Source organism: Poseidonibacter parvus, assembly GCF_001956695.1.
GTDB classification, from domain to species: domain Bacteria; phylum Campylobacterota; class Campylobacteria; order Campylobacterales; family Arcobacteraceae; genus Poseidonibacter; species Poseidonibacter parvus.
The window spans coordinates 1,060,784-1,075,822 of the sequence record NZ_CP019070.1 but is presented as its reverse complement, the minus strand read 5'-3'; the positions used below and the strand labels follow the sequence as shown (position 1 = coordinate 1,075,822).

At 24.8% G+C, this 15,039-nt stretch carries 13 protein-coding genes; 5 read left to right on the top strand and 8 right to left on the bottom strand.

All coding sequences use genetic code 11. The features are described from left to right. Nucleotides 1-8: 8 nt before the first annotated feature. The 3 genes from LPB137_RS05280 to LPB137_RS05270 are packed head-to-tail and all read right to left on the bottom strand — an operon-like array spanning nt 9 to nt 3,852. Nucleotides 9-2,678, bottom strand: a complete 2,670-nt coding sequence (locus LPB137_RS05280) for an MlaD family protein (RefSeq protein WP_076085373.1) — start codon at nt 2,676-2,678, stop codon at nt 9-11. Continuing rightward, on the bottom strand, nt 2,668-3,252 hold the full coding sequence (locus LPB137_RS05275) for a paraquat-inducible protein A (RefSeq protein WP_076085370.1): 585 nt from the start codon (nt 3,250-3,252) through the stop codon (nt 2,668-2,670). Before LPB137_RS05275 ends, LPB137_RS05280 begins: the two co-directional genes overlap by 11 nt. Continuing rightward, nucleotides 3,253-3,852: a paraquat-inducible protein A gene (locus LPB137_RS05270; RefSeq protein WP_076085367.1), complete on the bottom strand. Its 600-nt coding sequence runs from the start codon at nt 3,850-3,852 to the stop codon at nt 3,253-3,255. Nucleotides 3,853-3,997: 145 nt separating this feature from the next. On the opposite strand from LPB137_RS05270, the gene LPB137_RS05265 reads away from it, so the two are divergent. Then, on the top strand, nt 3,998-4,429 hold the full coding sequence (locus LPB137_RS05265; RefSeq protein ID WP_076085364.1) for a globin domain-containing protein: 432 nt from the start codon (nt 3,998-4,000) through the stop codon (nt 4,427-4,429). A 243-nt stretch (nt 4,430-4,672) separates the two neighbouring features. On the opposite strand, the gene LPB137_RS05260 is transcribed toward LPB137_RS05265, so the two are convergent. Together LPB137_RS05260 and LPB137_RS05255 are read right to left on the bottom strand one after the other, a co-directional pair. Next, nucleotides 4,673-5,581: a hypothetical protein gene (locus LPB137_RS05260; protein ID WP_076085361.1), complete on the bottom strand. Its 909-nt coding sequence runs from the start codon at nt 5,579-5,581 to the stop codon at nt 4,673-4,675. A 5-nt stretch (nt 5,582-5,586) separates the two neighbouring features. Beyond that, nucleotides 5,587-6,603, bottom strand: a complete 1,017-nt coding sequence (locus LPB137_RS05255) for a hypothetical protein (protein WP_076085358.1) — start codon at nt 6,601-6,603, stop codon at nt 5,587-5,589. Between the two features lie 557 nt (nt 6,604-7,160). Between LPB137_RS05255 and LPB137_RS05250 the strand changes: the two genes are divergently transcribed. The 4 genes from LPB137_RS05250 to LPB137_RS05235 all read left to right on the top strand — a co-directional run bounded on the left by LPB137_RS05250 (nt 7,161) and on the right by LPB137_RS05235 (nt 9,948). Next, entirely contained in the window at nt 7,161-7,619 is a 459-nt protein-coding gene (locus tag LPB137_RS05250) for a hypothetical protein (RefSeq protein ID WP_076085355.1), read from the top strand. A 4-nt stretch (nt 7,620-7,623) separates the two neighbouring features. Beyond that, nucleotides 7,624-8,097 carry a hypothetical protein gene (locus LPB137_RS05245; RefSeq protein ID WP_076085352.1) on the top strand — a complete coding sequence of 158 codons (474 nt, stop codon included), beginning with the start codon at nt 7,624-7,626 and terminating at the stop codon, nt 8,095-8,097. Nucleotides 8,098-8,101: 4 nt separating this feature from the next. Then, complete coding sequence (locus tag LPB137_RS05240; protein ID WP_076085349.1) at nt 8,102-8,932, top strand: hypothetical protein; 831 nt, start codon at nt 8,102-8,104, stop codon at nt 8,930-8,932. Nucleotides 8,933-9,393: 461 nt separating this feature from the next. Further along, nucleotides 9,394-9,948: a recombinase family protein gene (locus tag LPB137_RS05235; RefSeq protein ID WP_076085346.1), complete on the top strand. Its 555-nt coding sequence runs from the start codon at nt 9,394-9,396 to the stop codon at nt 9,946-9,948. 300 nt (nt 9,949-10,248) lie between these two features. Here the strand turns inward: LPB137_RS05235 and LPB137_RS05230 are convergent, their stop codons facing one another. From LPB137_RS05230 to LPB137_RS05220, 3 genes are all read right to left on the bottom strand, one after another. Further along, entirely contained in the window at nt 10,249-11,730 is a 1,482-nt protein-coding gene (locus LPB137_RS05230) for a hypothetical protein (RefSeq protein WP_076085343.1), read from the bottom strand. Nucleotides 11,731-12,008: 278 nt separating this feature from the next. Continuing rightward, nucleotides 12,009-13,550: a serine/threonine-protein kinase gene (locus tag LPB137_RS05225; RefSeq protein ID WP_076085340.1), complete on the bottom strand. Its 1,542-nt coding sequence runs from the start codon at nt 13,548-13,550 to the stop codon at nt 12,009-12,011. A gap of 518 nt (nt 13,551-14,068) precedes the next feature. Continuing rightward, nucleotides 14,069-14,926, bottom strand: a complete 858-nt coding sequence (locus LPB137_RS05220; RefSeq protein WP_076085337.1) for a hypothetical protein — start codon at nt 14,924-14,926, stop codon at nt 14,069-14,071. Between the last annotated feature and the right edge of the window lie 113 nt (nt 14,927-15,039).

Below are 15,039 nucleotides of genomic sequence, written 5' to 3'. Positions count from 1 at the left end.
TAATATTTTTAATACTTCTTAATACTTGGACTTATACTTTCCCAATCTTCTGTGAGTTCTTCTACTAATAAAAACTTATCTTTACTGTTTGCTGGTCTATCATATAAATACGGTGTAACAACAACTAAGCCACCTTTTAAAATACTTGTAAATGTATTTGATTCAACTTTTGAACCAGAAAAGAGTGAGAACTTCATATTAAAGCCACTTATATCATAAAACACTGAATTACTTCTAACAAAATTCGTGTATTTCTCATAAATTAAACAATCCATAATAACACTACTAGCATCATTTGATAAATCAATTTTATTTATTTTTCCTATTTGTACATTTTTATAATAAATAGGAGCATCTACATTTGCACTTGAAGCGTGTTTTGCGTGAACCTTGAAAATTGTTCCATGATATGATTTGTCAAGCGAAGGAAGAGTATCGAAGCCTTTAAATCTAATTTGTGATTTTTTGTTATTGCTTTTTATAACTCCAATATTTACAGCCATTACAGAAGAACCAATATTAGATACTTCTTGAAGTGAAATTTTTGGCTTTTTTAAATAAAAAACTGTTCCTTCTTTTGTAAAAGATTTATAATCATTATATATCTGTGCTTTAACTACAACTTTTTGTTTTTCATTTAATGAAACTTTTGTAACTTTCCCAACTTTTACACCTTTATATGTAAGTTGAGAAAATTGTTCATGAACACCTTCTACATCATCAAAAATTATAGTAATACTATTTGAAGAATCTTTCATTTCATCTTCTGATGAGTAAATATTATACTTAGAATAAAGCATATCTGTATTGTTTTCTAGGACAATTGAACCTTCAAGTAGAGAAGTGAAATTATCCATATTAAATAAAATCCCATTTAAACTTGCATTTAAATCTATTACACCTTTTTTATAAAATCTACTTGTTTTATTTATATATTTTTTATAATCTTTATATATAAATAGCTTTGCATTTGATTTTTTGCTATCAAATTTAATAGCTTTTACAAAACCAATTTCTTGATTTTTATAAACTATTGCCATATTTTTTTTGATTTTAAAATCATTATTAAAATATGCATCAATAGTAAAACCATCATTATGCAGTCTTTTTAATTTTTCTACTTCTTTATAACTTTCGTATAATTTAAAACTTTTTCTACTAAGTTTTTTATCACGTCTAATTTCTTCAATTGCAATTGCACCATTTAATAAAGGATTAACTCCTGCATAATTTATATCAATATCAAAGTTTTTTAACTCTAAAAGTTTTGAACTCATATCATAAAAAAGAGTATGATTATGAATTAGTTTTTTATATTTTTCATCAATTAATATTTGAATATTTACTTTTTTTAAATCCTTAGTTAAAGAATAATAAATAACTTTTCCTATTTCAATATTTTTAAAATAAACTTTTGACTTTTTAGTAATTGAATTTAGACTATCACTTTTTAAAGTATAAATTAAAGAAGAATCTATCTCTTTACTTTCTTTAGAATTATTAACAGTAAAAATATTATTAGGTTCACCTTCTTCATAATTTAATGATACAAAATTTCCTTTTACTATATTGCCTAAATTTTTAACCCCTTCTAAACTAATTTCAGGAGATTCAATATAAAATTGCGTTTTATTTGTAAGTAAATATTTATACTTTTCATAAATAAAAGCTTTAGAAGTAAGAGTGTCATTTCTTAAATCTAAGCTTGTTAATTTTCCAATAGCAAGGCCTTTATAAATAATAGGTGTATTTGCATCAATACCGTTTGCATTTGCGAATTTAATATGAAAATACTCTTTTTTCTCTAAAGAATCTTTTCCTGCAAATAAAGTATATACCTCATCTTTTTCAATTTTGATATCATTTTTATCAGGAGTAATTACAGTTACTCCTCCAACTAATGCAGAATATAAAGAACCAATTTCAACATTTAAACCACTCGGACCATAGCTTACTTTTAAAGCCTCATTTAATACAAATTTTGAGCTTTTATTTACTAAATAATTATACTTATCATAAATATAAACATTTAAGAATACTTTCTCGAACTTAAAGTCTTTTGAAACAACCTCACCTATTTGATATTTATTATAAAATATTGGCGTTCCCACTTCAATACTATCTTTGTCATTTGCAATTAATGAAACATAATAACCATTACTTGCTAATTCATCATCTGGCTTACTATCAAGTCCAATAAAATCGTATTTTTCTTTTGCATTTTCGAACTCTTTATCTGTTCTAAATTTTGGTGATATTTCAATTTTATAACCATCTACAAGTGTACTTAAACCTGATACTTTTGTTAAAGAAATAGTAGGTCTTCTAATCCAAAATCTTGAACCTTCACTAGCTACATATTTACTAGCTTCACTTTTAACTAATATATTAACTTTTACATTTTCTAAATCATCATTAATATCAATTTTTGTAACTTTTCCTAATTGAAGACCTTTATATTCTAATACAGTTGCACCCTCTTTTAAACCTTCTGCACTTTTAAATACTACTGTAATATTTGTACCCTTTTTCATATATGATTCATACGAAATCCAAGCTAAAATTCCTAAAATAATAATAGGCAAAAGCCATATAGAAGAAACTGCTTTTTTATCATCTTCTTTTGCTTTATAAATAACATCATCATTTTGTTTTTCAATAATCTCTTTATCGCTCATCCCATATAATCCTTGTATCAAATCTATGTGCTGCAACCATTGTAAGTATTACTACTAATGCAAAAGATGTAGCTGCAAGTCCACCTTTTATATTAAAGATTTCTCCTAATTGAACAACTGACGCTAATAATGCTACAACATATATATCAATCATAGACCATTTGCCAATCATTTCAATAAATTTAAAAATTCTATTTTTATTTTTATTCCTAATCTTAATATCAATTTTTAATGAAATAAAAATCAATAATAAACCAACTAATTTTATAAGAGGAATTATAACACTAGCTGTAAAAATAACAAAAGCAATAAAATAGCTCTTATACTCTATAAAGCTTACAACCCCTTCTAGTATTGTACTTTCCGTTTTAATTCCAAACTTTGTAATTTCCATCATTGGATAAAGCATTGCTGGAATATATAAAAGTATTGCACAAATAGTTAAAGCTAGTGAAACTTGTAATGAGTTCTTTACTCTTTTTCTCACTTTATGATTACATCTAGTACAGACAAATTCATCATAATTTTCTTTTTCATATACTTTATGACAGTTTTTACAAGATATTAAGAGCATTTATTCACCAAACACATTTTTATCTTCATAGCTTTTATTTGCCATATACAAACAAAAGATATATGCAAGCATTACATAAAAGCCAATATCAAACTTTGTTGAAGAAACCATACCAATAAGTTTTATATACGTAACTATTATACTTATAATAAATACTTCAACAAATCCCCAATGCTTAAAGAAATGGAAACTATCATGTAAAAATGTTTTCGTAAGTAGTTTAATTTTCGTATATTTTTGTATAAATGAAATTATGATTATAATTGAGTTTAATATAGGTGCTACAATTGCTGTAAAAAAAACAATCAAAGCCACAAAGAAAAAGTTTTGTTCTAAAAGAATTAAAACAGTGCCTATTAGTGTAGCTTTTAGTTCTGTTACTCCAAGGGAAAGTGTTAATAAAGGATAAATATTAATTATTGCGAAAAGTAATAAAGCAGAAATAGAATAATACAAAGCATTAATACTATGTTTTTTTTCACTTACTAATTTACTATTACATCTAGGACATCTTAATTTTACTGGTTTTATACCAACTTCTTTGTTTACAAATAAACCACAGCTGTAACATTCTAAAATTTTTTCTGTATTAACTGCCATTTACTTCCATATTTTTGATTTTATATTATTTTATCATATTTAAAATAAAGATGAATTTTATAAAGATTTAGAATATATATAGTATGATTACTTTGCAAAAAATGCACATAAAATACAAATAATTTATATAAAAAAGGTTAATAATATGGAATTTAATATAACAGAAGGTCAAATAGGAACTAGACCCCCAGTTGTAAAACCAGATCCAAAAGTATTAGAATACTTAGGTGAAGATGGAATGAGACAGCTTATTTCTGATCACTATGATTTGTTAAGACAAAGTAATATCAAAGGGTTATTCCCACCTTCTGATGAAGGCTTTGCATTAGCAAAAAAACATTCAGCTGATTTTTTCATTCAAATTTGTGGAGGAACTAGGCATTTTGATCAAAGTAGAGGTAAACCCATGATGGCTGCTCGTCATGCTCCTTTTGCTATTACTCAAGAAGCTAGAAGAGTTTGGTTAGAATCTTATATTATGGTTTTAAAACCTCATGCTATGCCAGATGATTTAAAACAATCATTTTGGAATTATTTAGATGTCTTCTCTATATGGATGATGAATACAACTGAATAAAATATCTAATATATCTATAACCTCTTTACAGTAAGGGTTATAGAAATATTAAATAATATATAAATTTTATTTTATACCCTATTTATACCCTAAAAGAAATTTTAAAATATCTAGTAATATATAATAATAAAACAACACTTTTAAAAACTACTAAAGTCATTTAATCATTCTATTAAAGCTATTGAAAGAAACTCTTTCATTTCTATTAATTTCAGTATTATATGTTTTAAATCGCTATTCATATCAATAATTATTATTCAAATCATCGTGATTTTCTCTTCTGAAGGCAAAAAATTCTTTAACTGATTCTTGATTCAATTCAAGATCTTCATATTTAAAATCGTTAAGATCTTTATATTTATTACTAAATTTAATAACACAGTTATCTTTAATATTTTCAAGTTCTTCAATTGATATATTAGTACAAGAAGGAATCTTTCTTTTTAAATCAACAATTGAAGCCATTAAGAATACCTGTCTAACTTTAATATTATCATTATTATTTCCTAAATATTTAAAAATATTAGTAAGATGTAATATTGCATAAATATACTTTTCAATAAGAGTATCGTTCTTGTAACTAAGTCTTAGATATTTTTCTAACAAAAGTTCAATTGCCTTTTTATCAGCATCTAATTCAATACTTGTTTCAATTAGAGAATGTTTTTTACTGCATAATGTAAAAGAATTTCTAGTCATTAATTCAAATGCCTTTTTAGCTTCTTCAAATTCAATATTTTTTTCTCTGAACTTATTTTTTATTATTAAATGATTTCCTTTAGCATGAAAGAATTCATGTAGAATTACAAATTCAATTATAAAATCTACCATTAATTCTAGCATATACCAAAACATTTTTTCATCAATATTTTCAAAAATTAAGCTATCATTCTTTTTATAGTTTTCAATAAAATAAAAAACAATGTAGATAATAAAAAACTTACTAATTTTAATTTCATTATTCTCATAATAAACCTTTTTAATATCTTTTGAATATCGTAAAGTCAATTTTATATCTTTAGGCTCTCTAATGATTTTTTTATATATTTCAAAATTTTCTCTTGTACGTTTGTATAAATTTCTCCAAAATTCAGAATTTAAACTACTTTCAAATTTTTCAAGATCTTCTGTTGTAATTGTTTTTTCAGGCATATAAATTACTTTATTTGTTGAATATTATCAAAAGCATTTAAAATAAACTTCAATTTTGATTTGCTTAATTTTGTTTTAATAATATAACTTTTTGTATCTTCTTCATAAAAAACTATTCTTTTATTTTCAATTAAATCTTCAGGAGTATCAATATTTGATATTAAGTTATCAATATTAATTTTCGATAATTCATCACTAGATCTATTTATATTTAATAAAAATAATTTTTCATTATCATTATTTCTATTTTCAAATATCTCGTAGCTTGAAATTAAATCAAATTCAACTAATAAACTTAGTGTAGTGGGGTTTAATCGTAAAAGTACTAGTTCTTCAGTCATTATATTTTTTTCAGAAATATAACGTTTAATACATTTATCAACATCGGATATATTAATGTAATCAGAAAAATTATAATCTACTCGAATAGCACTTTCTATATTTTTTGTGTCGATGATATCAATTTTTTTATTTTTTACAAAATATGCACAAATAAACCAGCTATCATCAAATATAAAAAATTCTAATGGTATTATATTTTCTCTTCTTTCTGATTCAATAAATGAAACATTACAACAGGTTTTTGAAGTATTATTATTATCTTTTATGATACTTGCAAAAATGTTATATTTACTTTCGTCTATAAGTTTAATAATATTCTCTTGAAAGTTTCGTGAATAGTTATTTGTTATTGCAAAAGTTAAGTTTTTTATTGTATCTTTAAAAAAGTATTTAATAATTTCTTTTGATTTATCTTCTTCTACATATGCTAAAGATGCTAATAATGCAATATTAAACTCTTTTGAATTAAAAATACTTTTATTATATAAGTTTTCGCTTATTTTATTATTACCTTTTTCAAAATTTTCAAATATATTCATTTTTTTTAATAAAGTAATTATTCTGCCAACTTGATCTTTTGAAAGATCAAGTTCATCTTCTAATTCTTCTCTTCTTGCATATCTTTCATTATAAATTTCTAAAATTTTTTTTAAATTTAAATATTTGTTATTTAATTTCATATTTTGATACTCCTTCTTGATATGAAATAATATCACTTAATCAAATTTTTTTAAATAGCAAAAATAACTTATCAACATATCTTTTAAAATTCTTTTCTGTAGATTAAAATATAGATTAAATAGTAATAATTCTTGATAGCAAATTATATACGCAATATTCTGCATATATAATATTCTACAATTTCAATAGTTAATCGATTAATTACATCAATATACAAAAGGAGAGAATATTAAATTTGATATTAAAAAGCTTAATAAAGAACAGTTAGAACTAACTAAAACTTTATCTGAAATACAGAGCGTTCTAGATAAATATATTGTTTTACTTTACTTTAAATACGGCTTTACATTAACAAAAAATGAATTATCTGAAGTGCTAAAAATATCAACACAAAGCATTGACAGAAGGATATTACAATCACTTAATATCCCTCCATACATTAGAAGCTCAAATGGGAAAAAAGCTAGTTATCTATTCCCTGTTCAAGGGGTCGCAGAGCATTTGGCAAATACAATAAAAGTTGTAAATTAATCAAAAGAAAGGAGAAAATATATAAATGAAACAAAATCAAATTAATTGTGAAAAATTGACAAAAATGACAATTAAAATGCAAAATCAGAAACTGAGACTATTTGCAAAAGTAGATATTACTACAAAACTAAAGATACTTTATTATCAAAAACAATTGTTTTATAAGTTAAATAGTATTCATGGAGAAGTTGATAATTCAGTTTTAACGTTATGCTCTTTAATTTTAGCAATCAATGATGTTGAAAAAAGTCTTAGTACCACAAATCTGAATGTTTTAAAGTTTAGAGCAGAAAACATTAAGTCAAATGTAAAAAGGGAAAAAATACTAGCACTTTGGTCAATAGTTCGTTCTTTAAAAATTGAACAAAAGATGAGCTTTAGGGATATTTCTAAATATTTTTTGAAATATCACAGATTGAATGTTTCCTATTCTACAATTTATGAAATGTGGAATGAGATAGAAAATAATAATAAAAAAGGATAATTAAATGGCATATGATAAATTATTAACAATAAATGATGAATCTGGAGGTAAATTAAAAATTATGAAAGTTGCATTAAATCTTGATAAAAATATATTTTTGCTTCATGTTTTTGAGGAAAATTATGAATTGAATAAAAAATTTATACGAAATGAATTGGTCATTGTGGAAAATGAAATATTAACGTCAACATTTGCTGACACCATACACTTCATGGAAGAATTAAGTTTATTTGATTTTGGTAATAATCAAAATAAGTACCTAGATATTACGGAATATAAAAAAATAAAAAATTTGAAATTAATACATAATAATGAAAAGAATATTTTTATTTCAAGATCAGAAGCAAAAGCAATGTATAAGATATTTAACCTTGCATTTTTAGGTTATTCAGTTGCCAGTGTTCTTGAAAAAGAATTTAAATTCACACCTCAGATTTTGTCAAAAGTATTACATAAAAATCAACTTTTAGAAGGATAGTTCTGTGATTACATTGATAATATTATCTATTGTTATATTCATATTATACATAGCATATAAATTATTATCTTTCTCTAGAAAAGATAAACAAAAAGATGTTTCTCAGGAAGAGAAACATCAAGAAGAACCAGAAGAGGTAGAGAACCTAGAAATTCTTACAAAAGAAAATGATGGAAAACCAGAAGAAAAACCAGAACAATTCTATCAACTTAATGTAAATAAAATTAAATATTTATTATATCACCCTAAAAAAGAAGGTCTTGATGAAATTGAATATTTATATAAAAGGGTAGTCATTGAAAACTTATGGATAAATGAACCCTTTCATTCAAAATTTTATGATTTTCTGATAATGATAAATGATAATGAATTAATGATTATTGATCCAACCGCAATAGTTATAACAATTAATACAAGAGGTTCACATAATCAAACACAAAAATCAAAGACATACCAGGTTTATAACACTAAACAAATTATTGAATTTACAATATTTGATTGTATTCATGATATAAGAAAATTTAACAAAAATGATGCACAAAATATTTTATTATCAATTATGATTTTTATATTAAAGATGTCAGTTCATTATCTTTCACATAATGTTCCTAATGATATTATCAAAGAACTGCTAAAAGATTATGAGCATAACAATTTAATAGAATATATTCTTGAGTTAGTTGAAGAAAATGATGAAGAAATCATCTTTATTAAAAATTCAATTTCTCACGCTTTTCGTTCAGTAGAAACTGAACCATACAATGATACTGAAATTCCAGAACAGTTGATAAGAAGAAATAAATTACCGAAAAAACTTTTTCAAAGAATTTTATAATAACTTCTATATGTAAGAATATAGTAATTTCTAATTTACTTAACAGAGTTTTTTGATTACTTATTCTTTACATAAACTGTCCATAATAAATAAGACTTTTAGTATGAGTTCATGTTGTTACCCCTCCACTATTAAATTCTAAGCCACATTAAGTATATATACTATTTCTATTATTGTCTTCTGTTCCACATTCTTGACAAAAAATCAATTGAAATTAATATAAATATAATTTAAAAAAGAATAAGAATTAAAAGACATCACAAGTAAAAATTATTAGTAAACTTTACATCAAATTATTAATTTATATCTAAAATTAAAAATAGTTAAACAAATGGAAAACATCTGTTTTTCGACACCCTCTTGAAAAATCTATAAACATTTAAAAAAACACCTAAATAATATACGATAAATACTATCGGATTGTGATACAATACGAATACTATAGTAAAGGGGTTTTTCGTATGCTAATAGGATATATAAGAGTATCAACAGATGATCAGAATTTGAATTTACAAAAAGATGCACTAATTAAATATGGTGTTGATGAAAGAAATATATTTTCTGATAAAACATCTGGATCAAAAGATAAAAGAGTTGGTCTAGATAAAGCAATTGAATTTTTAAAAGAAGGAGATACTTTAGTTGTTTGGAAACTAGATAGATTAGGAAGAAGCTTAGCTCATCTAATTAGTGTAATTACTTCTTTAAAAAATAGAAATATATCATTTGTATCAATTACTGAAGGGATGGACACAACAACAGCATCAGGAGAACTATTCTTCCACATATTTGGAGCACTAGCTCAATTTGAACGATCTTTAATACAAGAACGAGTTAAAGCTGGATTAGAAGCTGCTAAAAAAAGAGGAGTAAGAGGTGGAAGACCAAGAACAATAGATGATGAAAAATTAATTGCAATAAAAAAAGCTTTGGATGATGGTATGAGTAAAGCTGCAATATGTAGGACATTTAATGTAAAAAGAAGTACTTTGATTGATAGTTTAAATAGAAGCTAAACTCTTGTGTACTTTAAAAAATAAGTTAACATAAAATATCAAAGTACATCATTTGGATAAAAATATATGCTTGTAATTTTTGTTCCATATCTTCTTAAGCTTTGTGGAACTTTGCAATTTTTACTTTTTGAACACTTTGTGGAACATGTAAAGCATGTAACAACTGACTTTGTCCCAAATGTAAGAGGTTATGGGACAAGGATATTATGGTGAACTTGATTAGATAGATATAAAAAAGCACATAAAATATATTAATTTGAGTGTTTTAATCAAATATTATTTAAACTAAATTAATAGAAGTTATTTAATCACAACTTTTAGATTCTTTATATTTTCACTGAATACATTTCTATACATTAATGCATTTTGATCATCATTAACTAAAAGATAGACTTTTAAGCCTTTATCTAAAAGATCTTTTACTTCACGTGCTAAGGCAAGTCTTCTTGATGACATTCTTACATTTGTATCATCAACATATACTTCTTTACAGGTATTATTGTATTTTATGACTTTTTTTGCAGGTAAACTAGAACCTATAGATGATTTGATTATTGATACTTTACAATTTTCAATTAAATCTTTTAAATAAGTTATTAAGGAATCTAACTTAAATTCGTGTTTTTTCTTATTACTCGAATAGCTTACTTTATTAGTATCAATAAATTTTTCTTGTATGTTTCTCCATGCATTAAATCCACCCTTACCACTTTCTAGTTCCTCTAAGTTACGGAAGGTATGTCTTTCTCCCGTTTCTATTATAGTTATTTTAGTTTGAAAAAAGTTTACCCTAACTTTTTCGGCACCTGCATGCTTAAATGCATTTTGCAATACCTCTAAAATCAAATCACAGAATAATCTAATAAAAGTATTATTCTCATCTTTTTCTACATAATAAATCTCTAACTTTTGTTCAATTATTGGACCAATAATATCATTTAAATAGTCGTTTAAATCATCACCTAAAATATTATCTATTGTAACTTCTAAAACATCTCCTGTTAATATATTTACAAAGTCATTATCTAAGTTTAATTTTATTTGATTATCATCTTTTATAATTTGAATAATACTTGTTATTTGATTAACAGCATTCTGCGCCATTTCAGCTTGTATATTCATATTATAGTCATTATCTCCAAAATCAGATACTGCTTTTAAAATTAACCAAGGAATAGAATTTTTCTGAAAATTTGGAATACATCCAAATCCTTCCATCTCTCCGCCGACGATATCTGGATATTTTTTTATAATTTCATCCCTTTTCCCTGTAGATGAAAACAACTTTTCGGTACTAACCATCTTTCCAGTTTTAATTTGATTATTTAAACTGCATACGATATCTTCTTCAATTTGGAATTTACTCTTAAAAACAAGTTTTTTATAATTATTCCCCTGCGCATTAACCTTTCTATAGTTTAATGAATATATTTCATTGCAGATTAATATATCCCCTTTTTTCGTATTATTTGGATTACCCCAACAAAATCCGGCAATTATCGCAAATGCTGGAATTGGAAGTTTGTCATTTGATATATATTCAATAATTAATCTAGAAATAGAATCTGTTGCCGAAATTCCAGAACTACCAGTCAAATGAATTATAAATGTATTTTCTAGCATACCAATATAACACTTTTGATTTTGAGTGTCATTTAATATGAATTCACGCTTATTAATTAGTTTATCATTTATTGCTTTTTTTTCTTTACTGTTTGAACTAGCTAAAAGTATGTGATTATTATTTAAAATATCACAAAAAGGGGGAAGAAAAATATCCATTTTAATTATCCTTAATTTTTTAAATTGTATCCAAAAATATAATATCTCTATTGATTGTTTTATCATATTTCAAAGAATTATTACTATCTAATCAAACATTTCTTCAAATCTTCATCTGTAGATCTTATGTACCTCATAGTAATTTTTATATCACTATGCTCAATAAACTCCTTTATAGATTTAGACATATCTGCAAGAATTCCAAACCTAAGAGATTAAGAAGGTTACCTGAGTCCTAAAACTTATTATATAAAACTATTTATATTAGAAATGTAAGTTTAACTAAACTCAATTAACTCTTCAATAATTCTATGAATATGTGAATCTTCTAATTCTTTATAGTTTACCGCAACTGTATGCATTACAAAACATAAAGGAAATTCATTTAAGAATTCTTGTAAGTCTAAACAATATTCTTTTTTACTACTATCAGAAAATCCTGTATCATAAAAAGAAGCTACATACCAATCAGCATAAATTTCGCCTGGTTCAAGTACAAGTACAAGATTAAAACCTAATGTTCCATTAATCTTAGGATTGAAATAGTTTGTAGATACTTTTCCTAAAAATACAATATTTTTTTGTTTGAAAATACTATCTGAAGTTTGAGCAATAATTCCTCCATGTCTTCTAATTTGATCCATATTAGAGGTTTCTATTTTATCTTTTTCAAATTCATTTATAGCTTCATAATCAAAGAATTCAAAAAAAGCTCTCATAGTATTTAAATTAAGACTGAACTTATCTGCTGTAGAACGAAGTGTTAATCCATTATCTCTGAATGTTATATGATTGTCTTCAACTCTAGAATTATATTCTTTAATTTGTAATTTGATTTTCTCTTTTAATTCTTGTATATGCATTTTTACAAGTTTTTTAAATTTTTCTTTTTTCTCTAGCTCTTGCTGTTGTTTAAGTTCAGCTTGTTTTGTTTCTTCTGACTTCTTATGTCCTTTTTCAGCTAATCTTTCAAATACAGCATTTCTTTCTTTTTCCTGTTCAATAGACTGATTAATAGCATTAATAATATCGTCAACATTAGCATATCTTTCTTTAGCTCTTTTATTTGTCATTTTAGAAATAATTTGCTTCACCTTTGCAGGAACCCCAGGTCTTTTATTGTCAATATTTGGTAATTGTTCGTAAATATGAAAATCTTGCCATTCTTGTTCTGTTTGTCCGTTAAAAGGTAACTCTCCTGTAAGAATTTGATAAAAGATAATTCCTAAAGAGTAAATATCCATTTGGATCTGATTATCTTGCATTAACCAACATTCAGGCGATTTATATGGAATAGTACCAGCACCTTTGAATGATTTTGTTTTAGTTCTTTCTCCAACAAACTTTGCAAGACCAAAATCAGTAATAAGCAAAGTATCGTCACTATTTACTAAAATATTTCCAGGTTTAAGATCTCTATGAATTACTTTAGTGTGCAATACTTTTAATCCTTCCAATAAATCTAAAAACATTTTTATGCAAGTATCGTAAGGAATATCTTTTTTAATTCTTTTTATTAAGTTTCCCTCTGGATAGTATTTCTGAACAATATAAAAATAGTCATTGCCGTGAATAGTAGTTTTATCACAATAGTGAGTTTCAACTAAGTAAGGAGAAGCAAGTTCTTCAGAAACAATAAGTTCTCTTGAAAGTAAATCTTCAACTTCTTCTCTTGGAATAGCAATTAGTTTTACTGCTACGTCATGATTATTTACATTATCATGTGCAGTATAAACATATCCCATTCCTCCATTATCTAAGAAATTAAAATTTGTATATTGATTGTCGTCTTCTTGACCTTTTAAAGTATCTATTATCATTTTAAACCTTTTAAAATAGTTGCAAAATAATAACCAATTATATATTTTTTATGGGTTAATAAGGAGAAGGATTAGTTAGATTAATACTTCTTTTTCTGCACGTTCATATGCAGCCTTAATTATAAAATCTGATAAGTTCTCTGGTGAACCGTCAGCAATTGCTTCTGTAAGAAACTTAGGAAATTTTTTAAGTGATACTTGTTTAGCATTTGCTGATCTGTCAACAGAAAATAAGACAAAAATATGAGTTATAAAAACAAGTTCAACAACCTGTAAATTATAGCAAATACATTTACAATAAGAAATATAATACTATTGGTATAGATATAACACTAAAAACCGTATTTTAGAGAATGTTCAACAATTCAACTCTTTTTGAAACAAGATTTTCATTAGTAAAAACTGCTCAAAATATAAGAGGTTGAGAAAAAGGTTATATAGAATCATATATTTTATTCATACTTTTTATTCACAGAGCAGTATTTTCTTCATCAAAATTAATTTCATTTTGTATAAATTTAATACTTATATTTTAATAGTTTAATATCTTCATAATTAAAACTTTCATAATGTATTGTTTTATCCCCAATCTCGTATAGAATAGTTGTCTTGATAGCTTGAGTATTACGTATAATTTCACTAATTAGTTTATCTATATCTCTTTTAAAGTAAACTATTTCTGTTTCAGCATCGTATAGTTTTATATATTGATTTAGTAATACTAAATTAAGTGGTGTAATATTATTTTCTTCCAATTTGTTCCAAATCTTATTGGTTCCAAAACCTCCCCATCCTAACAATATATCAACTATGGCTATATCACAAATATCTTTTTTAAAAATATCAGAAAGCATGCTTTCTTTTGCTGATTTTTCTAAACCCTTAAATTTAGTAATTTGCTCAATTCCTTCTTCCATTCTATCTTCAAGTCGTTCCGTCATTCTAGCTCCAGATACAGGTATAGAGCCTTTGACTTGTATGTGTAAAACAACATTTTGATCTTCAAAATAAGCTAATAAATCAAATTCACTTTTATCCCATTTTTTATTTTTTTCAATTTTAATATTAGGGATCTTTGTTAATAAATCTATAGATCTTTCTATAAGATTAGGCTCTAAATAATCCGATATGATGTTATCAAATAGTTTCTTGTCAAATTTATTCAAAAGATATAATAAGTTTCTTGATGATAATGAGGTTTTCACATTATAACAAGAGAATAAATACGCATTTTCAAATTCAAAAAATACAGGGAAGTATCCATCCAAGTTGTTAAACTTAACATTTACATCTTGTGCAAAGTAGTTCATTAATTTTATAAAGTCTTCTTCTTTTACTCCAATAATATCTTCTTTTAAATATTGGAGTGGTAACATAAATTCATACTTAGAATTTAAAAGTATCTAAATTAAAATAACAAGTACCACAACCTGTACATTTTGGAGATGTTCCAAAAATAAGAGGCTGTCTACAATTTTATGCCTGACAG